The sequence below is a fragment of the Streptomyces sp. NPDC031365 genome, assembly GCF_055569765.1.
In genome coordinates, this window is the sequence record NZ_JBVIIM010000016.1 from 150,638 (window position 1) to 170,335 (window position 19,698).

The following is a 19,698-nucleotide window of genomic DNA, read 5'->3' on the forward strand; positions in this document are numbered from 1 at the left end:
GCCCGCCCCTGAGGTGTGCTTTTTCCGGAATCCGTGGGGTGATCCGTCGTCTGCGCATCACTGCGATTGACGCTTGAATGATCCGTGTCAGAGCAGCAGCGTACGGGGATCCACCGCGGCTTTGCTATCCAGGGCGGATGCCGATGTGCACGACGTCCGGAACGCCCCGGGCAACGGGGATCTCTTCGGTACGCACCTGTCGGAACCCGGCATTCCGCAAGGTTCCCTCGAATTCCGCGGACGGTTTGGCCGACCAGACGGCGAGCACCCCCCGCGGATGCAACACCCTCGCGCAGGCCGCGAGTCCGGCCGGTGAATAGAGACCGTCGTTGTCCTCGGTGACCGTCCACTCGGGCCCGTTGTCGATATCGAGACACAGCGCGTCGAACGTGTCGGATGTCTCATGGACGTACTCGACGAGATCCGCCTCGACGATGTCCGCGCGAAGGTCGGCCAGGGCTCGTGCGGAGAGGCCGGACAGGGGCCCGACGCGGTGCCATTCGATGATGGCCGGTTCCCGCTCCACCACGGTGATCCGGCCCCAGCGGGACTGCCCGGTGGCGTGTGCGAGCGAGAAGCCCACCCCGAGACCGCCGATGAGGACGCGCGGGTCCGCGGCGCGCGCGTCGAGGGCGTCCAGCGCGGCGTCGACGAGCCGCCGCTCCGAACGGCCGTCGGAGGTGTCCATCAGGAAGCAGCCGTTGGCGATGATCTGCAGCAGGTCACCGTGCCTGCGCAGCGCGACCTCGCCGTACGGGCCCTCGCGGCGGTCCAGGATTTCGGGAGGTTCGGGAATGTCGTACGGGGTGGACATGCGTTCATCCTGGCAGCTCCCCTTTCGCGGCGGTCACGGCCGTCCGCACCCCGGGAACGGTGATCGCTCAGAGCGAACGCACCGCTGGGAACATACGGCGATCCCCGTGCATTGAGTCGGCATAGCTCAACTTGACTGCCGAAGGGGAGATCATGGCTACTGAGTCCACACCGCTCGCCCTGCCTGTGCTGCCGCTCGACGACGAGGTCGTGCTGCCCGGGATGGTGGTTCCGCTGGACCTGAGCGATTCCGAGGTGCGCGCGGCGGTGGAGGCCGCCCAGGCCGCCGCCCGGACGACGCCGGGAAAGCCCAGGGTGCTCCTGGTGCCACGCGTCGACGGGACCTACGCCGGTACCGGCGTGCTGGGCACGGTCGAGCAGGTCGGCAGGCTGGCCGACGGTGACCCGGGCGCCCTGATCCGCGGACGTGGCCGCGTGCGCATCGGCGCCGGGACCACCGGGCCGGGCGCGGCGCTGTGGGTGGAGGGCACGCGGATCGACGAGACCGTTCCCGAGCCGCTGCCGGGGCAGGTCGACGCACTTGTCAAGGAGTACAAGGCGCTCGCCACCGCCTGGCTGCGCAAGCGCGGCGCCTGGCAGGTCGTGGACCGCGTCCAGGCCATCGACGACGTCTCCGCGCTCGCCGACAACTCCGGCTACTCGCCGTTCCTGACCACCGAGCAGAAGGTCGTCCTGCTGGAGACCGCCGACCCGGTGGCCCGGCTGAGGCTCGCCACCCAGCAGCTGCGCGACCACCTCGCCGAGCAGGACGTGGCCGAGACCATCGCCAAGGACGTCCAGGAGGGCGTCGACAAGCAGCAGCGCGAGTTCCTGCTCCGCCGCCAGCTGGAGGCCGTCCGCAAGGAGCTGCGCGAGCTGAACGGCGAACAGGAGGGCGAGGAGTCCGACGACTACCGCGCCCGCGTCGAGGCGGCCGGCCTGCCGGAGAAGGTCCGCGAGGCCGCGCTCAAGGAGGTCGACAAGCTGGAGCGCTCCTCCGACCAGTCGCCCGAGGGCTCCTGGATCCGCACCTGGCTCGACACGGTTCTGGAGATGCCGTGGAACGAGCGCACCGAGGACGCCTACGACATCCGGGGTGCCCAGTCCGTCCTGGACGCCGAGCACGCGGGCCTGGAGGACGTGAAGGAACGGATCACCGAGTACCTGGCCGTGCGCAAGCGGCGCGGTGACCGGGGTCTGGGAATCGTCGGCGGGCGGCGCGGAGGAGCGGTGCTCGCCCTGGTCGGTCCGCCGGGTGTCGGCAAGACCAGCCTCGGTGAGTCCGTCGCCCACGCGATGGGCCGCGCGTTCGTCCGCGTCGCCCTCGGCGGCGTCCGCGACGAGGCCGAGATCCGCGGCCACCGCCGGACCTACGTCGGCGCACTGCCCGGCCGGATCGTGCGGGCGATCAAGGAGGCGGGTTCGATGAACCCGGTCGTCCTGCTGGACGAGATCGACAAGGTGGGCTCCGACTTCCGCGGCGACCCGGCCGCCGCCCTCCTCGAAGTCCTCGACCCGGCGCAGAACCACACCTTCCGGGACCACTACCTGGAGGTCGAGCTCGACCTGTCCGACGTCGTGTTCCTCGCGACGGCCAACGTCCTCGAAGCCATCCCGGAGGCCCTGCTCGACCGCATGGAGCTGGTCCGCCTCGACGGCTACACCGAGGACGAGAAGGTCGTCATCGCCCGCGACCACCTGCTCCCGCGCCAGCTGGAACGCGCGGGTCTGGAAGAGGACGAGGTGACGATCGACGAGGGCGCGCTGCGCAAGCTGGCCGGCGAGTACACGCGCGAGGCGGGCGTGCGCACCCTGGAGCGGTCCATCGCGCGGCTGCTGCGCAAGATCGCGGCCCGGCACGAACTGGGCGAGCGCGAGCTGCCCTTCACGGTGACGGAGACGGACCTGCGGGACCTGATCGGCCGGCCGCACCACGTGCCCGAGTCCGCCCAGGACCCGGCCGAGCGCCGTACCGCCGTCCCCGGTGTCGCCACCGGGCTCGCGGTGACCGGGGCCGGCGGGGACGTCCTCTATGTGGAGGCGTCCCTGGCCGATCCGGAGACCGGTGCGTCGGGCCTCACCCTGACCGGACAGCTGGGTGACGTGATGAAGGAGTCCGCGCAGATCGCACTCAGCTTCCTGCGCAGTCACGGCGCCGAACTGGAGCTCCCGGTGGGCGACCTGAAGGACCGGGGCGCGCACATCCACTTCCCGGCGGGCGCGGTGCCCAAGGACGGCCCGAGCGCGGGCGTCACCATGACGACCGCGCTGGCCTCGCTGCTCTCCGGCCGGCTGGTCCGGACGGACGTGGCGATGACCGGGGAGGTCTCGCTGACCGGACGGGTGCTGCCGATCGGCGGGGTGAAGCAGAAGCTGCTCGCCGCGCATCGCGCGGGTGTCACCACGGTGATCATCCCCAAGCGCAACGAGCCCGACCTGGACGACGTCCCCGCGGAGGTGCTGGACAAGCTCGACGTCCACGCCGTCACCGATGTCCGCCAGGTGCTGGAGCTGGCGCTGTCGCCGGCCGCGAACGGCGCGGTGCCGGAGGTCCCGGTCGCCGCGTGACGGGGGTGGCCGGACGGGTGAACCCGGGTCCCGTGAGGGGGACCCGGGCTTTCACCTGACCGGGCCTCCACCCCGCGTGCGGGCGTTCACCGCGGTCGGGACGGATCAGCCGGCCGCGAAGGCGCGCACCCGGTCCGGGGTGCCGTTGAAGCGGTCGTGGTCGCCGACGGTCGGCCCGGTCGAGGTGTACTGCCACATCGTGTAGGTGCCCCAGCCCGCGGGCAGTTCACCCACGGTGGAGGCGTACCGGGCGATCCACAGCGGTGTGGTGGAGGCGAAGCCGGCGTAGTCGCCCGTGCACTGCTTCCACCAACTGGTGGCCGTGTAGATGACCGCGTGACGGCCGGTGCGGGCCCGGTACCGCTCCAGGAAGTCCCGGATCCAGTTCACCATCGCGGTCTGCGACTTGGCGTAGCAGGCGTCGCCGTACGGGTTCCACTCGATGTCCAGCACACCCGGCAGGGTCCGTCCGTCGGCGGACCAGGCGCCGCCGCGGTTCACGAAGTAGTCGGCCTGGGCGGCACCGCTCGCCGTGTCGGGGGTGGCGAAGTGGTAGGCGCCGCGGATCATGCCGACGTCGTAGGAGCCGTTGTACTGCTGGGCGTGGTACGGGTTGGTGTAGTACGTGCCCTCCGTGGCCTTGGCGTAGGCCCACCGGACCCCGCTGTTCCACAGGGTCGGCCAGGCGACGGTGCCCTGGTGGCTGGAGACGTCCACACCCTCCGTCTGGGTGGAGCGCGTGGTGGGGACGCCGCCCCGGCCGTCGTGGGCGACGACGCCCATGCCCATGTGGGCGGAGCCGCGCGGCGGAACGGTGGGAGCGGATTCCTCCGCGACGGCCGCGCGGGGAAGGACCAGGACCGCGAGCAGGACCGCCCCGGCGGTCGCGAGCGCGGGTATGCGGAGGGGGCGGAGGGGACCGGATCTGTGCACAGGCATGACGCATCTCCGAAAGGTCGGTGGGGGCGAACCCGGAATGTGACCCACCACGCACGTAGTGGGCATGTCACGTAATCGCCTGGTAGGGGCATGGCGCACGCGGACCACGCCGGCGAGTGGAACGGCCTCCCCCCACTGCCTGAAAGACGCGGGAGGTGCCCTCGGCCGCCGTTGGTCTACGCCTGCGAAATACTGGTGGAGCTGCGGCGACGTCGCCACTTGGCGGGACATTTTCAGAACGGGAAACCGAGGCAGGGGCAGACGTGCACGAAGACGGAAACGGCGGCGGAGGTCGCGCCGCCTCGCCGGGGCCCTGGCCCCGTGTGGAGCAGCCCGGATTCCTCGCGCTGGAACGCGAGTTGACGGTACTGCTGCGGCGCGCCCGGTCCAGTCAGGGGGAGATGGCCCGCGCGGTCCATCCCGACCTGGAGCCGTCCGCGTACGGGCTGCTGGTCCGTCTGGATGAGTGCGGCCGGCAGCGGGCCACCGAGCTCGCCGGCTACATCGGCGTCGGCAAGGCGACGATGTCCCGCCAGTTGCGCGCACTGGAGGAGCTCGGGCTCGTCGGCCGCGAACCGGACCCCGCCGACGGCCGCGCCTGGCTGGTCGCCCTCACCGAGGAGGGGAAGCGGCGGGTGAGCAGGGTCCGCGAGGCCCGCCGCGCGCGGTACGCCGGCCGGCTCGCCGACTGGGACCCGGCGGAGGTCACGGAACTCGCCCGGCTGCTGAACCAGCTGAACCGCGGGATGGAGAAGTGAGTGCCGCGGGGTGCCACTACCGGGGTGACAGCTCCGCGTAGACCACCGTCGCGTCGTCGTGCGTCTTGCCCCGGCGCGGTGGCACCCGGCCCGCGTCCGCCCGCTCCAGAGTCCGTACACGGTCCACCAGGGACCGCGGGCCCTCCTTGCGGATCAGGGTGAGGCAGTCCGCCCAGTCACCCTCGTGGAACCGCTCCACCCAGCGTGCCGCGCCGTCCGTCAGTGCGGCCAGGGCGCGCACATCGCCGCGAGGCAGCGAACCGGTGACCGCGCGGAAGGCCACCGAGGGATCCGCCGCCGCCGTGAAGAAGCCGCCCTCCTTGTTGCGCAGCGTGGCGTCCACCTGGGCATGGGAGGCCAGGGCCGAGCGGGGCAGCCGGTCCAGCCGGTCGTCCAGGAACGCGGTGACCCTGCCGTCGGGGGACTCGGCGAGCAGGGCCGAGTCGGACAGCACCAGGTAGTCCACCGAGACCGGCGACCAGCGGGCCACCACGACCGTTGCCTGAGGCGTCCGTGGGTGAGAAAGGTCACAGGTTGCCGCGTGGGTCCCGGCGGTACGCGCGAGGGCGCGGGACAGCAGCTCGGTGAGCGGGACATCCGGGAGGGAAACGGTCAGTTCGGTCAGCGCGCCGCCCAGCCGGGCGGTGAACCAGGGCACGGAATGCAGACAGCCGCCCCCGTCGCCCGGCGGCGTGACCCCGTCCAGCACCACGAGCGAGCCGCCCTGCCCGGAGGCCGGGAGCGCGACGCTCGCGAAGTCCTCATTGGGGCGGCCCGGACCACCCGGCTCCGACACCAGCTCAGTACGCATCCGGTCAGTCTGCACGAGCTCTCCACAAGGGTCGCAGAAGGCGGGCAATGGTTGCCGGATCCCCGCAGTCGCGCAGGTCAGCCGCCTGGTTTGGGCCGTATTGAAGCGCTCCGGGAAGGCGTGGCGGCGAATCCTGCCACCGCCCGCCGCAGACGTCCAACCGGCGTGCCGCGCACGGCGGCTGTGCGGTCCGGCGGAACTTGCTCCTCAACTCACCTCCGGGGTTCACTCCTTCGAGTGGCGGGTCAGGTGATGCGCATCCACTGTCCACGGGCACTGGGAGGGTCGGGGAGCGATGGGGGCGCCTCGCTGCCCGAGCGCGGTCAGGAGCTCGGGGTGAACGCCCACACCCGTTGACGGAGCGTCACCCGGGCCCACGGGTACACGAGTCAGGAATGCGAGCACCGGTGCAGAAGACGCGGCCTCGTCGCAAAGGCAAGCAGACGGCCCCCACGGGGGACGCGGAGCAGCCGCCCACCGTCGGCAGGGGACGCCCCACCCGTGTACGCAACCGGCTCATCGTCGCCGTGGCCGTGGTGGCCGCCGCGATAGCCGGTGCCGGGGCACCCTCCGTGATCGCCGCCTCCGGGCAGCTCAGCGACTCGCAGGACCTGGTGACGCTCGCCGAGCAGACCCAGGACTCCCTCGCCCTCGCCCACTCGCTCGCCGACGAGCGCGACGAGGTCGTCCCCTACATCGCGGCCGGCCGCCCCAAGTCCGAGGCGCCCTCCGAGGAACACAGCGCCCGGGTCGACCGGCAGGTCGAGGAACTGCGCGCCGACACCGACACCTCTCAGGTGCTGCGCGACGAGCTCGACGCCGTCGCCGCCGTGCGGAGAGCGGCGCTCTCCGGGAAGAGCAGTGCTCTCGAAGCGCATCAGGCGTACTCCACCGCGATCACCCAGCTGCACCGGCTCGCCGAACAGCTCGCGGAGCGGACGCCGCCCCGGGCCGGTTCCGGAACCCATGCGCTCGCCGAGCTGGACGCCGCCGTCCAGCAGGCCGCCGCCACCCGCGGTCTGCTGCTCGCCGCGCTGAACGTGCCACGCACCACGCAGACCGTGATCGACCCGATCACCGGCCTGCCGACCACGTCCACCACCTCCTCGGACGCCGACACCGAGCGGCGTGCCGCGCTGAGCGCCGCCGCGCTCCAGGCCCGGCTGCGCTCCGACGCCGCCCTCGCCGACTTCCGCGACGGCGCGCCGGCGACCGCCCGCGCCTCCTACGACTCCACGGTCAACGGTCCCGAGGTCGACACCGCCGAGAAGTACCTCGCGCGTCTCACCGACGAGCCGGCCCTCGCCGACTCCGAACTCGACACCAGCACCAAGAAGCTCGCAGCCGCGCTCACCGCGCGGATCGAGACGATGCGCGGAGTGGAGTCCGCGCTCTACGACAAGCGCACCAAGGACCTCGCCCAGCTGCGCGACGACGACGTCACCGAGCTGGAGATCCGGATCGCCGTCCTCGGCGCCCTGATGCTGCTCGCGGTCGGCATCGCCACGGCGATGGCCCGCACGCTCACGCGTCCGCTGTCCGTGCTGCGCCGGGGTTCCGCCCGGCTGGCCGAGGCGGAGGATCCCGCGGGCCAGGAGCCGGTCGCCTTCACCGGCCGCAACGACGAGTTCGCACAGGTCGTCCGGTCCGTCAACGCCCTGCACGCGCACGCCGCCGGGCTCGCGGAGCGGGTCGCCACACTGGAGGCCGACCGCAAACATCTCGTGGGCCAGCGGCAGAAGATGGCCGACGCCCGCGAGGAACTGCGCACCGAACTGGCCGAGTCCGCGGCCCGTCTGGAGCGGCTGCGCGCCGGCATCGGCGGCACCTTCGTCAACCTCGCCCTGCGCACGCTCGGCCTGGTCGAGCGTCAGCTCGGCGTCATCGAGGGCCTGGAGGAGCGCGAGGACGACCCCGACCGCCTGGCCACCCTCTTCAAACTCGACCACTTCGCCACCGTCATGCGCCGGCACAGCGAGAACCTGCTCGTCCTCGCCGGTACCGAGCACGGCCGGCACACGGCGGGTCCGGTTCCGCTGGTCGATGTCGTACGCGCCGCGGTCAGCGAGATCGAGCGGTACGACCGGGTCCGGATCGCCGCGCTGCCGCCGCACGCGCACATCGCCGGGTTCGCGGCGGACGACCTGTCCCACCTGCTGGCCGAACTGATGGAGAACGCCACGGCGTTCTCCCCGCCCGACCTGCCCGTCGAGGTCTCCGGCTGGCTGCTGGAGAACGGCGAGGTGATGCTCTCCGTCCAGGACGAGGGCATCGGCATGGCCGCCGACCGGCTGGAGCGGCTCAACTCCCGGCTGTCAGAGGCCGACCCGGAGGCGGCGTACGACGCGGAGAGCGAGGACGGGCTCGGCCTCGGCCTGTATGTCGTGGCCCGGCTCGCCCACCGGCACGGTGTGCGGGTCCAGCTGCGCGAGCAGAAGCAGGGCGGCATCGCGGCGGTCGTCGTCCTCCCCGACCCCCTGCCCGCCCCCGCCGCCCCCACCGCAGTCCCCACGCCGGTCTCCGGCGCCCCCTGCACCGTCTCCCTCCCGGGCGCGGACGCCGAGGCCAATTCCAACGTCCTGCACGGCCGTACGGAGTCGGGAGACCCACTGGTCGCGCTGGCGGAACGGGCGGAACGGGCGGTACGCGGCGGCGACTCGACCGACGGGGAAACCCCGGACCCCACCCGGAGCGCCCCCGCGCCGGACGGCCGGGAGAAGCCGGCTCCGCCCTCCGAGTCCGAGTCCGCACCGGAACCCTCGCAGGGGCGCGCGGCCGGACTCGGTGCTGAGCGTGTGGACGGGTTCGCGGAGGGCCGCGCGGACGGTGCCGCGGCGGGGCACCCCGAGGTGACCGAGTCCGGTCGCGCGGAAGGGCCCGAACCGGTCCGCGTGGATGTGCCCGGGTCGGATCGTCCGGACGGGGCTGCGCCCGGACGCAGGGACGGTTCCGCCGAGGACGGTGCGGCGGACGCCGTGGCCGGCCATCCCGAGGACCACGTGCCGAGCACGGCCGACGACTCCACGGACGGTCCCGCCGGACACGCGGGCGACGGCGGCGCGGACACACCGTTCGAGCGGCTCGCCGAGACGACGATGGAGCTGCTGATCCCGGCTCAGCCCGACGGAACCGGCACCCCGGCCGCGCCGGCATCCTCGTCACCAGCCGTACGCCCAGGAGCAACCGAGGACCATGGGGCCGGCGCGGGAGCCGCTCCCGGCGCCCACGCCCTCGAACCCGACACCGGATCCGGTTCGCCCGGCCGACCGGAGTCCGAGACCGCACGCCCGGGTGCCGGGCACGGGTCCGGTGGCGGGACGGCTCCCGGCGTTGTGCCGCAGCCGCCGGACTTGTCGGGGAATGCCGACCGGCCCGAGGCGGACGTCACGCGTCCGGGTGCCGGGCACGGGTCCGGGGACGAGTCGGTCCCCGGAGGGCCTCGGCCGTCCGATGCCGATGCCGATGCCGATGCCGTACGCCCGGGTGCCGGGCACGAGGACGGACCCGCGCCGCAGGCGCTCCACGCGGACGCCTCGGGGGCGCTGCCGCGGCGCTCCGTGGCCGGGGACGGCGGCGGTGCCGAGCACACGCGGGTCGCGGACGGGGCCGCCGATGATGACGACCCGGTCACCGCCAAGGGGCTGCCCAAACGCACACCGAAGATCAGCGCACCCGTCGCGGCCCCGCGTCCCCGTACCGGGTCCGTGGACGCGGAAGCGCTGCGCCGGCGGCTCGGCGGGTTCCGCCGGGGGGCGGACGCCGGTCGCCGGGACGTCGAGGCGGAGATCGCCGAGCGCGGCGACACCGGCCGCCACCAGACGCCGCCCGGCACGACCGCACCATCCGAAGAAGCCACGGGGGGCACCGTCGAGGAGGCAAGCAGTTGACCGCGCCCAGTACCTTCGGACTGAGCAGTGAGGCCCGCAACCTGCACTGGCTGCTGACCAACCTCGTCGAGGAGGTGCCCGGCATCCTCTCCGTCGCGGTGGTCTCCTCCGACGGGCTGCTGCTCCTCTCCTCCGACGACCGGCTCCTCCACGCCCGAACGGCCTCACGCGGGGAGACCCCCGCCACCGGGGCCCCTGACGCGCGGAGCGCGAAGCGGCCCGGACCGCGTGGCTCCGCCGCCGACCTGGCCACCGTCGTCTCCGGTATCGGCAGCCTCACCATCGGGGCCTCCCAGCTGATGGACTCCGGTCCGGTCAAGCACACGATGGTCGCGATGGACGAGGGCAGCCTCTTCGTGATGTCGATCAGCGACGGCTCCCTGCTCGGTGTGCACGGCTCCTCGGACTGCGACATGAGTGTGGTGGCGTACCACATGGCCCTGTTCGTCGGCCGCGCCGGCCATGCCCTGACCCCCGAACTCCGCAGCGAACTGCGCAAGAATCTGGAGACCGAGACCACCGGGAGCCCTCGATGAGCGGCAGGAAACACCTCCCGGTCCGCGGCGGCGACCGCAAACCCGCCCGGGTACGCCCCTATTCGCTCACCGGCGGCCGGACCCGCTTCGGCCACGTCCTCCTCGTCGAGACGTTCGTCGGCGCCACGGCCGGCACCGCCGCGCTCGAAGCCGCCGAGGAGCGCAAGGAGTTGGCGAAAGGCGGCCTCACCTCCCGCGTGATCCCGGAAATGCGGGCCATCGTCGAACTCTGCCGCCGTATGCGCACGGTGGCCGAGATCGCCGCGCTGCTGAAGATGCCGCTCGGCGTGGTCCGCGTCCTTCTGAGCGACCTCGCCGACCAGGGAAAGATCCGTGTCTACGGAACGGGAACCGGCCACGGTACGGGCCGCCCGGACCGCGTGCTGCTGGAAAGGGTGCTGAGTGGACTCCGTCGTCTCTGACGCCGCTCACGGCGTCTCCCCGCTCGTCGAAGGAGACGAGCCCCTGCTGCCCTGGCAGACGGACCGCACCCGCGCACCGATCGCCACGAAGATAGTGGTGGCGGGCGGCTTCGGCGTCGGCAAGACCACGCTTGTCACCGCCGTCTCGGAGATCACGCCCCTGCAGACCGAGGCGCTGATGACCGAGGCGAGCGCGGAGACCGACGACCTCACCGCCACGCCGGGCAAGCTCACCACCACCGTGGCCATGGACTTCGGCCGGATCACGCTCGACGACGACCTGGTGCTCTATCTCTTCGGCACCCCCGGTCAACAGCGGTTCTGGTTCATGTGGGACGACCTGGTGCGCGGCGCGATCGGCGCCGTCGTGATGGCCGACACCCGCCGTCTGAAGGACTGCTGGCCGGCGCTGGACTACTTCGAGAGCTGCGGACTGCCGTACGTCGTCGCGGTCAACCACTTCGACGGCAGCGAGCAGTTCGACGCCGAGGACGTACGGGACGCGTTGACGATCCCGGCGCACATACCTGTCATGGTCATGGATGCGCGCCGTCGGATCTCGGCCATCGAGACCCTGTTGTCCCTCGTGGGCCACGCCCTCGACGAAAGCCCCGAGTAGTTCCCCCGAGCAGCCCCAGAGCACTTTTCGAGCAGTCCCCTTAGGAGCGTCCCCCGCATGCGGAAGATACTCGTCGTCGGAGCCGGCCAGTCCGGTCTCCAGCTCGCCCTCGGCCTCCAGTCGCACGGGTACGAGGTCACCCTGATGTCCAACCGGACCGCGGACGAGATCCGTACCGGGCGGGTCATGTCGACGCAGTGCATGTTCCACACCGCCCTGCAGCACGAGCGCGACCTCCAGCTGAACTTCTGGGAGTCCCAGGCCCCGAAGATCGAAGGGCTCGGTGTCTCGGTCGCGGCCCCCGGCTCCTTCGACCCGGGCCCGTCGCAGCGCGCGATCGACTGGCTGGGCCGGCTCGACGGGTTCGCGCAGTCGGTCGACCAGCGGGTGAAGATGGCCGGCTGGATGGAGGCCTTCGCCGAGCGCGGCGGCCAGCTGGTCATCCACGGCGCGGCGGTCGGCGATCTCGACTACTTCTCCCGTACGTACGACCTCGTGCTCGTCTCGGCGGGCAAGGGCGAGCTCGTGCAGATGTTCGGCCGGGACGCGGAGCGGTCCCCGTACAGCGAGCCGCAGCGCGCCCTGGCCGTCGCCTATGTGCACGGCCTCGGCCCGCGCCCGGAGCACCCGGACACGGAGGCGGTCCGCTGCAACCTCGTCCCCGGCGTCGGCGAGATGTTCGTCATGCCGACGTACACCACCTCGGGCCGCGCCGACATCCTGTTCTGGGAGGGCGTACCCGGCGGACCGCTGGACGCCTTCAAGGACGTCAGGGACCCGGCGGAGCACCTCTCCCTGACCCTGGCCCTCATGGAGAAGTTCCTCCCGTGGGAGTACGCGCGGGCCACCAAGGCCGAACTGACCGACGCCGGCGGCACCCTCGCCGGCCGCTACGCCCCCACCGTGCGCAACCCCGTCGGCCGGCTGCCTTCCGGCGGGCTCGTCCTCGGCGTGGCCGACGTGGTCGTCGCCAACGACCCGATCACCGGCCAGGGCTCCAACTCCGCGTCCAAGTGCGCCGCCTCCTACCTCGCCTCGATCGTCGAGCACGGCGAGAAGGCGTTCGACGAAGCCTGGATGCGGGGGACCTTCGACCGCTACTGGGAGACGGCGCGGCACGTCACCAAGTGGACGAACGCCATGCTCGCCCCGCCGCCGGAGCACGTCCTGAACCTGATCGGCGCGGCCGGACAGCTCCAGCCGGCCGCCGACCGCTTCGCCAACGGCTTCAACGACCCGGCCGACTTCGAGAACTTCTTCTACGACCCGGAGAAGACCGGCGCCTACCTGGCGGAGGTCTCGGGCGCGGCCGGCGCGTAACCGGCGGAGTATCCCGCGTCGGACCCCTCCGCCGCCCCCTCGGGGAGCTCGGGCATCTCGTACCGCGCCAGGGGCTCCCCGTCCGGGTCGGGGCGTACGGCGCCGAGCACCGGGTTGGCCGCGACCGGGGAGACCTTGATCCGCGCGCCGGGGCGGGGTGCCTGCACCACCATGCCGCCGCCGAGGTAGAGGGCGACATGCGTGGCCTCCGGGAAGTACACGACGAGGTCACCCGGCCGCAACTCCACCAGCTCGATCCTCTCCAGCCGGGCCCACTGCTCCTGGCTGGTCCGGGGGATCGGCGTCCCGGCCGCGCCCCACGCCTCGGAGGTCAGCCCCGAGCAGTCGTACGCGGCCGGACCCTCCGCTCCCCACTCGTACGGCTTGCCCAGCTGTTCCACGGCGTACCGCACGGCTCGTTCGCCCGCCGCTGTGGGAGGCGTGCTGCCGCTGCTCAGCGCGCCGGAGGCGACCAGCTCCTCCTGCGCCTCGGCCACCCGCTCGTGTTCCAGTCCGGCCAGCGCGGCGAGCTGCTCGGCGGTGAGCGAGGCCAGCAGTTCCTCGACGTCGTGGAGCCGTGTCCGCACCTCGTCCCGCTGCTTCCTGCTCCGCTCGGTGAGGGCGCGCCGCTCGTCGAGTGCCTTGCGCGCCCGGCGGGCCAGCTCACCGGCCTGCTTCTCCTCACCGGTGAGCCGGCCCACCGTCTCCGCCCGTTCCCGCGCCAACTGGCCGATCACCTGTCCCTGGTCGAGCGCGCGCTGCGGATCGCGCGCCAGCAGCAGACGTACGTACGGGGAGAGGCCGGTGACGCTCTGGTACTGCTGCCGGGCCAGCCGTCCGGCCGCGCCCCGACTGTCGTGCAGGGAGTGCCGGGTGCGGGCGAGGGCGCGCTCCAGCCGCTCGGTCTCGGCGCGCTGCTTCTTCAGCCGTTCCTCGGTGGCGTTGTACGCCTCGCTCGCCTTCTCGGCCTCCCGGTAGAGGGTCTGAAGCTCCGTCAGCAGGCCGGCGACGGAGCGTTCGCCGGAGCCGCCCGCGTCGCCGCCCGGTTCCGGGACGGCCATCGCGGACACGGGTGCGAGTACGGTTCCGGCCGCCAGCGCCGCCGTACACACCAGACGCAGAAGCATTCCTGACACGCCATCACCTCCGACGCGGGGCGGCTCGTCCGCTCCGCATCGCGAGCATCGGGCGGGTCGGCGGGGTCCGCTCGCCGAGTGTGCGCGGTTCGGCGCAACGGGGTCACCCGTCGGCGTCGTCCGGCTTGCCCTGCGGCGTGGCGTCTGGATCGGGGGCGGGCTTCGACCACGGCCACCTCCGGGCGCCGGCCCGTCCCGTCGGGTCGTGGAGATACTTCCACCCCTGGGTCAGTCCGGTCCGTGGGCTCTGCGCACGGGGCACCCGCCGGTACACCAGGACCGTGGGCGGGCCGCCGTCCGGGGCCGGGACGGGGATGCGGTACGTCTTGGGCGGGTGCCCGGTGATGCCCAGCAGCACGGGCAGGACGCGCCCGTCCATGGGCCCGCCCTCGAAGGGGGTCTCTTGGCTCTTCACCTCACCAGTTTCGGCCATCACACGGGCAACCGGCCGCGGCGGTCCTCCGGCGCCGGGCCGTGGGGTTGGGTGCGCGGGTGCGCGGGAGTGTGGGGTTCGGTCGCGGGCCGACAGGGGCCCGGCCCGTGGGCCGTCAGGGGTTTCGGTCCTCGACCCTCGGCCGTCGGACGTCGTCCGGCCGGGCGGAGGCGCAGGCCCCGGCCCGTCAGAGGTCCATGGCCAGCGCCTGCACCAGAGCCTCGGTCTGCGCGTCGCGCCGCGCGGTGACCGCCAGCACCGCCATGAACTGTTCCACGAGCCAGTCCCGCAGTTCCTCGAGCGGCGGCTGCTTGTCCTCGTCGAGCCAGATCAGCGAGGCCGCCTCCACGGCGGTGATCCACATGCGGATGGTCATCCGCAGCCGGGGGCCGGGCCCGGTGACGCCGAGGTGGCTGAGGATGTGCTCGGCGGCGGCCCGGCGCACACCGTCCACGATCGCGGTCGTCCGGGAGGTCTCCACGACGCTCCCGCCCTGGAGCAGCGCGCTGAAGCCGGCGTCGTGCTGGTCCACGAACGCCAGGTAGCGGTCGACGGCCCGGGACAGGCGCGGCAGCAGCGGACCCTCGTGCGGTTCGTCGAAGCAGTTCCGCAGCTCGTCGGCGGCGGACGTCAAAGCCGCCTCGTACAGCTGCTGCTTGCCGCCCGGGAAGTACCGGTAGACCAGGGGTCGTGACACACCGGCCGCCTCCGCGACGTCGTCCAGGGACACGTCCTCCGGTGCGCGGTGGGCGAAGAGGGACAGCGCGGCCTCGAGCAGCTGGCCGCGGCGCTCCTCGACGCTGAGCCGCCGGTAGGCGGGGGTGGAGGCCTGCGGGGTCATGCCCGCAGCGTAACCGCCCGCCCACGGCATCCGCCGGGATCCTGGCCTACGCCAGCAGCCCGGAGGACTTCCACAGCCGCCGCCCGACCCCGCGCAGCACCCCGATGTCGTCCAGGAAGTCCGTGAGCCGTTTCGACCCCTGCTGCATCACGTCCCGCCGGTGTCCACTCGCCTTGACCTGGGCCACCGCCTCCCGCCGGTCGAGACCGACGTTGGTGTACACCTCGGGGTTCACGAACGCCACGGAGAACACCCGGGCGAACTCTCCGGAGGTCACCCGGGTGAACTCCTGCGACCACTTCGGGGCGGTCACCATCTGGCGCCGCAGCTCCTCGCGGGCGTAGCGCACGTGCCGGGCCTCCTCGACGACATGGATGCGCGTGACACCCCGGATCAGCGGCTGGACGCGCTCGTCCGGGAAGGTCAGCCGCTGCATCCAGTCCAGGACCTCCTCGCCGAGCAGGGTCGCCGTGAAGGAGCCGGGCGTGGTGGAGATCGTCTTGAACAGCCTGCCGAGATTCTGGTGCACCCGGCTGACGGGGTACCAGGGGGTGCCGCCCCGTGTGATCACCCGGGCGAACATCTTCGAGTGCCGGCACTCGTCCTCGATCTCGGTGAGCGCGTAGCGCACATGCGCGCTCGTGGCGGCCTTGTCGTAGATGTGCCGCACCAGCAGCTGCATCAGGATCAGCTCGAACCAGATGCCGAGTGAGGCGAGCGCGGCGGACTCGTGCTGGGAGAGCCGGATGCGCTGCTCCTCGCTCATCCGCTTCCACATCGGGGTGCCGTACAGCGACACCAGCTCCGGTGGCCAGAACCACTTGCCCTCCTCGAAGGGCGACTCCCAGTCCAGCTCCTTGTCCGGGTCGAAGGAGTGCTTGGCGGAGGAGTCGAGCAGCCGTTGAGCGACCTGCTCCCGGTCCTTGAGCAGGCCGAGCGCATCACGCAGGCCGTCCAGCGCGTCCGCTTCCGTCAGGGTCGTCATGGCGGCTCCACCTCGGGGGGCGTCTCGTGTTACCGGCGGGTCACCCCTGTATGAGACTGCTTGTCAGCAAGCACGTCAATCCCTTGGGCGGGACTTGACGCCGGATCCACTGGTGGCGTCAACCTGGCGCCGGACGGTCACGCGATGCAGCACGGCCTTCGCGATCGGCCCGAACGGGTGCGCTGAGCGCGTCCGTCGGACTCCGGCACAGGGGAGCGGTCATGAGCGCCGCCGCTAGACCGAGCAGCCCAGCCCGTCCGGCAGCTCGCCCAGGACCGGCTCGGCGCCCTCCGGCGGGAACGACGTGCGCAGGGTGAAGGCGTACGAGGTCGGGCCGTGGGTGCGCAGGTGGAGGAGGCGGGACTCGGCCTCCGCGACAGTCGGGCGGTGGCCGGCCGGGACCCACCACAGGGCCACCATCGCCTCCTGGACGCGCGCGAACCACGCCCTTCGCCGCGCCAGCATCTCCCGGTGGCGACCCTGGTACATGTAGGCCGTCAGGGCGTTGGTGTCCCGCCACACCGACATGTTGATGATCAGCCAGGAGTCGCCGAAGACGGCGATGTCCGTCGCGTCGCCCTCTTCGCTCTGCAGGCGTCACACGAAGCCGTCCGCGGCGTCGGCGTCCGCGTTCACCGGGTCCAGATGGTCGACGAAGTCCTTCAACTGCGGGGAGTCCAAAGGTGCCTTGAGTCGGCCGATATTCACCTGGGCGAGTTCGTACGCGGGCTTGGTCATGTGCCGGACGTCAGGTGGGCCATGCGCTGCTTCGGCACCCCCGTCTCACCACGTGGGCGTCCCGCCTACGACGTCAGTACCGCTTCCATCACCGCCCGCGCGATCGGCGCCGCCGTCCCGCCCCCGCTGATGTCCCCCCGGTCGGCCGCCGCGTCCTCGACGACCACCGCCACGGCCACTTTCGCCTCCATGTCCTCGTCGTACTGCGCCCAGGAGATGAACCAGGCATACGGCGTTCCCGAGTTGCCCAGCCCGTGCTGCGCGGTGCCGGTCTTGCCGCCGACCACGGCGCCGGGGATCGCGGCCTTATCGCCGGTGCCGTCCTCCACCACACCCCGCATCAGCTCCCGCATCCGCACCGCCGTCGCCGGATGCATGGCCCGCCGCACCGGACGGGAGCCTGCCGTCGACACCGTGCCGCCGCCCGCCCGCGTGGTCCGCTCCACCAGATACGGCTCCCTCACTTGCCCACCGCTCGCCACGGCCGCAGCGACCATCGCCATCTGCAGCGGTGTGGCCCGCGTGTTGTACTGCCCGATCGACGACAGGGCCAGCTGTGCCCGGTCCACCGTGGTGTCGAAGGTGCTGGGCGCCACCCTGAACGGAATCCGCAGGTCCGGGTCGTTGAAACCGAAGTTCCGCGCCATGCCCTTCATCTTCGCCACCCCCGTGTCCACCCCCAGCTTGGCGAACACCGTGTTGCACGACCACACGAACGCCTCCCGCACCGTGGCGTCCTCGCAGCCCTCGGACCCGTTGGTCAGCCGGGTCGTCGTCCCCGGCAGGGTGTACGGGTCGGGGGAGTCGGTCCGCCTGTCCAGGCTCCTCACCACCCCGGCGTCCAGCGCCGCCGCCGCGGTGACCACCTTGAACGTCGAACCCGGCGGATACGTCCGCTGCACCGCCCGGTTCAGCATCGGCCGGTCCGGATCGGCGTTCAGCCGTGCCCAGGCCTCCCGCGCCGCCGAGCCGTTCCCGGACAGCAGCGCGGGGTCGTACGAGGGGACCGACACCAGCGCCAGAATCCGGCCGGTCGACGGCTCCACCGCCGCCACCGCACCCTTCCGCCCGCGCAGCCCTTCGTACGCCGCGCGCTGTGCCGCCGGGTCGATCGTGGTCACCACGTTGCCGCCGGCGTTGCGGGAGCGGGTGAAGTCGTTCCACAACGGGAGCGGGGCGAGCAGCGGGGCGGCGCCGGAGAGCAGCCCGTCCTCTGTGCGTTCCAGCAGCGTCGTGCCGTACTCCTGCGAGGCGAAGCCGGTCACCGGCGCGTACAACGGCCCTTCGCTGTACGTTCGTTCGTAGCGCAGGTGCTCCCCGGTGTCCCGCGACCCGGTGACCGGCCGGCCGGCGACCACGATGTCGCCGCGCGGCTGCTGGTAGCGGGAGATGGCGTCGCGGCGGTTGGCCGGGTTGGTTTCGTAACTCTCGGCGTGCAGGACCTGCACGCGGGCCGCGTTGACCAGCAGCGCCACCAGCAGCAGGGCGCAGAAGAGCGCGGCGTTCCGGATGTGACGGGTCACCGGTCGTCACCCCCGTCCCCCTGCCGCCGCGCGCAGTCGCTCAGCCGGACCAGCAGTGCCACGATCGTCCAGTTGGTCACCACCGACGAGCCGCCCTGCGCCAGAAACGGCATCGCCATCCCGGTCAGCGGGATCAGCCCGGTCACCCCACCCGCGATGACGAACACCTGGAGCGCCACGAGGGAGGCGAGGCCCACGGCGAGCAGCCGGCCGAACGGGTCGCGCAGGGCGAGCCCCGCCCGGTAGCCGCGCTCCACGAGCAGCCCGTACAGCAGGAAGATCGCGGACAGCCCGGCGAGCCCCAGCTCCTCACCGGCCGTCGCCAGAATGAAATCGGACTTGACCGCGAAGCCGATGAGCACGGAGTGCCCTAGCCCGAGCCCGGTGCCGAGGATGCCGCCCTCCGCGAAGGCGAACAGCGACTGTGCGAGCTGGTTCGGGCCCTCGCCCGCCTCGATGGAGGCGAACGGACGCAGCCAGGTCTCGATCCGGTGATGCACGTGCGGCTCCAGCCGCCCCACGGCCACCGCGCCCAGCGACGCCAGCACCAGTCCCACCGCGATCCAGCCGGTGCGGCCGGTGGCGACGTACAGCAGGACCACGAACAGGCCGAAGAACAACAGCGAGGTGCCGAGGTCCCGTTCCAGGACCAGGACGCCCACACTGACCAGCCAGACCGCGACGATGGGGCCGAGTACCCGGCCGGTGGGCAGCTGCAGACCCCAGACGCGGCGGCCGGCGTAGGTGAGGGCGCTGCGGTTCGCGGCGAGGTACGCGGCGAAGAAGACCGCCAGCAGCACCTTCGCGAACTCACCCGGCTGGATGGAGAATCCGGCGACCCGGATCCAGATCCGGGCCCCGTTCACCGCCGGGAAGAGGATCGGGACCGTCAGCAGGACGAGAGCGGTGGTGACGCAGAGGTAGGTGTAGCGCTGGAGCACCCGGTGGTCGCGCAGTACCAGGACGACCGCGGTGAACAGCGCCATGCCCAGCGCCGACCAGATGAGCTGGGTCGGGGCGGCCGGTTCGCCCGGCGCCTCCAGGTCGAGCCGGTAGATGAGCACCAGGCCGAGACCGTTGAGCAGGACGCCGATGGGCAGTGGCAGCGGGTCGGCGTGCGGGGCACGCCAGCGCACCGCCAGATGCGCCACCAGGGCGAGCACACCGAGCCCGGCGCCGTAACCGGCGGCGCCGGGCGGGACGGTGCCGTTCCTGGCGAGGCCGACGGCGCAGTATCCGTACACCGACAGCAGGACGGCCAGGACGATCAGGGCGAGTTCGACGCCACGGCGCCGGGGGAGGCGGACGGTGGGCGCGGGCGGATTCGCCGTCGCCAGGGTGATACCGGCCTTGCTCATGTCCGGAACTT

Annotated in this window: 16 protein-coding genes and 1 pseudogene; 7 read left to right on the top strand and 10 right to left on the bottom strand. The window is 72.2% G+C overall.

What is annotated here, in order from left to right:
- Positions 1 to 124 precede the first annotated feature (124 nt).
- Positions 125 to 814: a spermidine synthase family protein gene (locus ACZ5C2_RS23525; protein WP_468794218.1), complete on the bottom strand. Its 690-nt coding sequence runs from the start codon at positions 812 to 814 to the stop codon at positions 125 to 127.
- Positions 815 to 966: 152 nt separating this feature from the next.
- Here ACZ5C2_RS23525 and lon point away from each other — a divergent pair, with 152 nt between their 5' ends.
- A complete protein-coding gene (gene lon / locus ACZ5C2_RS23530) occupies positions 967 to 3,381 on the top strand; it encodes an endopeptidase La (protein WP_468794221.1) in 2,415 nt (804 codons plus the stop codon).
- Positions 3,382 to 3,486: 105 nt separating this feature from the next.
- Here lon and ACZ5C2_RS23535 read toward each other — a convergent pair whose 3' ends face one another.
- Positions 3,487 to 4,320 (bottom strand): lysozyme, encoded by an 834-nt coding sequence (locus tag ACZ5C2_RS23535; RefSeq protein ID WP_468794224.1) that lies wholly within the window; start codon positions 4,318 to 4,320, stop codon positions 3,487 to 3,489.
- Positions 4,321 to 4,583: 263 nt separating this feature from the next.
- Between ACZ5C2_RS23535 and ACZ5C2_RS23540 the strand changes: the two genes are divergently transcribed.
- Complete coding sequence (locus ACZ5C2_RS23540) at positions 4,584 to 5,078, top strand: MarR family winged helix-turn-helix transcriptional regulator (protein WP_468794227.1); 495 nt, start codon at positions 4,584 to 4,586, stop codon at positions 5,076 to 5,078.
- 16 nt (positions 5,079 to 5,094) lie between these two features.
- On the opposite strand, the gene ACZ5C2_RS23545 is transcribed toward ACZ5C2_RS23540, so the two are convergent.
- Entirely contained in the window at positions 5,095 to 5,889 is a 795-nt protein-coding gene (locus ACZ5C2_RS23545) for a hypothetical protein (protein WP_468794230.1), read from the bottom strand.
- Positions 5,890 to 6,284: 395 nt separating this feature from the next.
- Here ACZ5C2_RS23545 and ACZ5C2_RS23550 point away from each other — a divergent pair, with 395 nt between their 5' ends.
- From ACZ5C2_RS23550 to ACZ5C2_RS23570, 5 genes are read left to right on the top strand one after another with little or no spacing between them, the layout of a single operon-like run.
- Positions 6,285 to 9,776 (top strand): sensor histidine kinase, encoded by a 3,492-nt coding sequence (locus tag ACZ5C2_RS23550; protein WP_468794233.1) that lies wholly within the window; start codon positions 6,285 to 6,287, stop codon positions 9,774 to 9,776.
- Complete coding sequence (locus ACZ5C2_RS23555) at positions 9,773 to 10,312, top strand: roadblock/LC7 domain-containing protein (RefSeq protein ID WP_468794236.1); 540 nt, start codon at positions 9,773 to 9,775, stop codon at positions 10,310 to 10,312. The genes ACZ5C2_RS23550 and ACZ5C2_RS23555 overlap by 4 nt, the downstream gene beginning before the upstream one ends.
- A complete protein-coding gene (locus tag ACZ5C2_RS23560) occupies positions 10,309 to 10,734 on the top strand; it encodes a DUF742 domain-containing protein (protein ID WP_468794239.1) in 426 nt (141 codons plus the stop codon). Before ACZ5C2_RS23555 ends, ACZ5C2_RS23560 begins: the two co-directional genes overlap by 4 nt.
- The gene (locus ACZ5C2_RS23565; protein WP_468794242.1) at positions 10,715 to 11,353 is read left to right on the top strand and encodes a GTP-binding protein; all 639 of its coding nucleotides are present in this window, start codon (positions 10,715 to 10,717) and stop codon (positions 11,351 to 11,353) included. The genes ACZ5C2_RS23560 and ACZ5C2_RS23565 overlap by 20 nt, the downstream gene beginning before the upstream one ends.
- Positions 11,354 to 11,410: 57 nt before the next feature.
- On the top strand, positions 11,411 to 12,673 hold the full coding sequence (locus tag ACZ5C2_RS23570) for a styrene monooxygenase/indole monooxygenase family protein (RefSeq protein WP_468794245.1): 1,263 nt from the start codon (positions 11,411 to 11,413) through the stop codon (positions 12,671 to 12,673).
- Here ACZ5C2_RS23570 and ACZ5C2_RS23575 read toward each other — a convergent pair.
- The 7 genes and pseudogenes from ACZ5C2_RS23575 to ACZ5C2_RS23605 all read right to left on the bottom strand — a co-directional run bounded on the left by ACZ5C2_RS23575 (position 12,637) and on the right by ACZ5C2_RS23605 (position 19,687).
- The gene (locus ACZ5C2_RS23575; RefSeq protein WP_468794248.1) at positions 12,637 to 13,809 is read right to left on the bottom strand and encodes a C40 family peptidase; all 1,173 of its coding nucleotides are present in this window, start codon (positions 13,807 to 13,809) and stop codon (positions 12,637 to 12,639) included. The genes ACZ5C2_RS23570 and ACZ5C2_RS23575 overlap by 37 nt on opposite strands.
- 103 nt (positions 13,810 to 13,912) lie before the next feature.
- Positions 13,913 to 14,224: a hypothetical protein gene (locus ACZ5C2_RS23580; protein ID WP_468794251.1), complete on the bottom strand. Its 312-nt coding sequence runs from the start codon at positions 14,222 to 14,224 to the stop codon at positions 13,913 to 13,915.
- A gap of 205 nt (positions 14,225 to 14,429) precedes the next feature.
- Positions 14,430 to 15,083, bottom strand: coding sequence for a TetR/AcrR family transcriptional regulator (locus ACZ5C2_RS23585; RefSeq protein ID WP_468794254.1), 654 nt, complete (start codon positions 15,081 to 15,083; stop codon positions 14,430 to 14,432).
- A 46-nt stretch (positions 15,084 to 15,129) separates the two neighbouring features.
- Positions 15,130 to 16,068: an AurF N-oxygenase family protein gene (locus ACZ5C2_RS23590; RefSeq protein ID WP_468794257.1), complete on the bottom strand. Its 939-nt coding sequence runs from the start codon at positions 16,066 to 16,068 to the stop codon at positions 15,130 to 15,132.
- 234 nt (positions 16,069 to 16,302) lie between these two features.
- Positions 16,303 to 16,806 (bottom strand): annotated as a pseudogene (locus ACZ5C2_RS23595) (DUF3291 domain-containing protein).
- A 65-nt stretch (positions 16,807 to 16,871) separates the two neighbouring features.
- Entirely contained in the window at positions 16,872 to 18,329 is a 1,458-nt protein-coding gene (locus ACZ5C2_RS23600) for a penicillin-binding transpeptidase domain-containing protein (protein WP_468794260.1), read from the bottom strand.
- Positions 18,326 to 19,687: an FtsW/RodA/SpoVE family cell cycle protein gene (locus tag ACZ5C2_RS23605; protein WP_468794263.1), complete on the bottom strand. Its 1,362-nt coding sequence runs from the start codon at positions 19,685 to 19,687 to the stop codon at positions 18,326 to 18,328. The genes ACZ5C2_RS23600 and ACZ5C2_RS23605 overlap by 4 nt, the downstream gene beginning before the upstream one ends.
- Positions 19,688 to 19,698 lie beyond the last annotated feature (11 nt).

Bases quoted from the DNA above. Each gene is read 5' to 3' on its own strand.
- ACZ5C2_RS23525 (WP_468794218.1), bottom strand. From the start codon at position 814: ATGTCCACCCCGTACGACATTCCCGAACCTCCCGAAATCCTGGACCGC.
- lon (WP_468794221.1), top strand. From the start codon at position 967: ATGGCTACTGAGTCCACACCGCTCGCCCTGCCTGTGCTGCCGCTCGAC.
- ACZ5C2_RS23535 (WP_468794224.1), bottom strand. From the start codon at position 4,320: ATGCCTGTGCACAGATCCGGTCCCCTCCGCCCCCTCCGCATACCCGCG.
- ACZ5C2_RS23545 (WP_468794230.1), bottom strand. From the start codon at position 5,889: ATGCGTACTGAGCTGGTGTCGGAGCCGGGTGGTCCGGGCCGCCCCAAT.
- ACZ5C2_RS23550 (WP_468794233.1), top strand. From the start codon at position 6,285: ATGCGAGCACCGGTGCAGAAGACGCGGCCTCGTCGCAAAGGCAAGCAG.
- ACZ5C2_RS23560 (WP_468794239.1), top strand. From the start codon at position 10,309: ATGAGCGGCAGGAAACACCTCCCGGTCCGCGGCGGCGACCGCAAACCC.
- ACZ5C2_RS23570 (WP_468794245.1), top strand. From the start codon at position 11,411: ATGCGGAAGATACTCGTCGTCGGAGCCGGCCAGTCCGGTCTCCAGCTC.
- ACZ5C2_RS23585 (WP_468794254.1), bottom strand. From the start codon at position 15,083: ATGACCCCGCAGGCCTCCACCCCCGCCTACCGGCGGCTCAGCGTCGAG.
- ACZ5C2_RS23590 (WP_468794257.1), bottom strand. From the start codon at position 16,068: ATGACGACCCTGACGGAAGCGGACGCGCTGGACGGCCTGCGTGATGCG.
- ACZ5C2_RS23605 (WP_468794263.1), bottom strand. From the start codon at position 19,687: ATGAGCAAGGCCGGTATCACCCTGGCGACGGCGAATCCGCCCGCGCCC.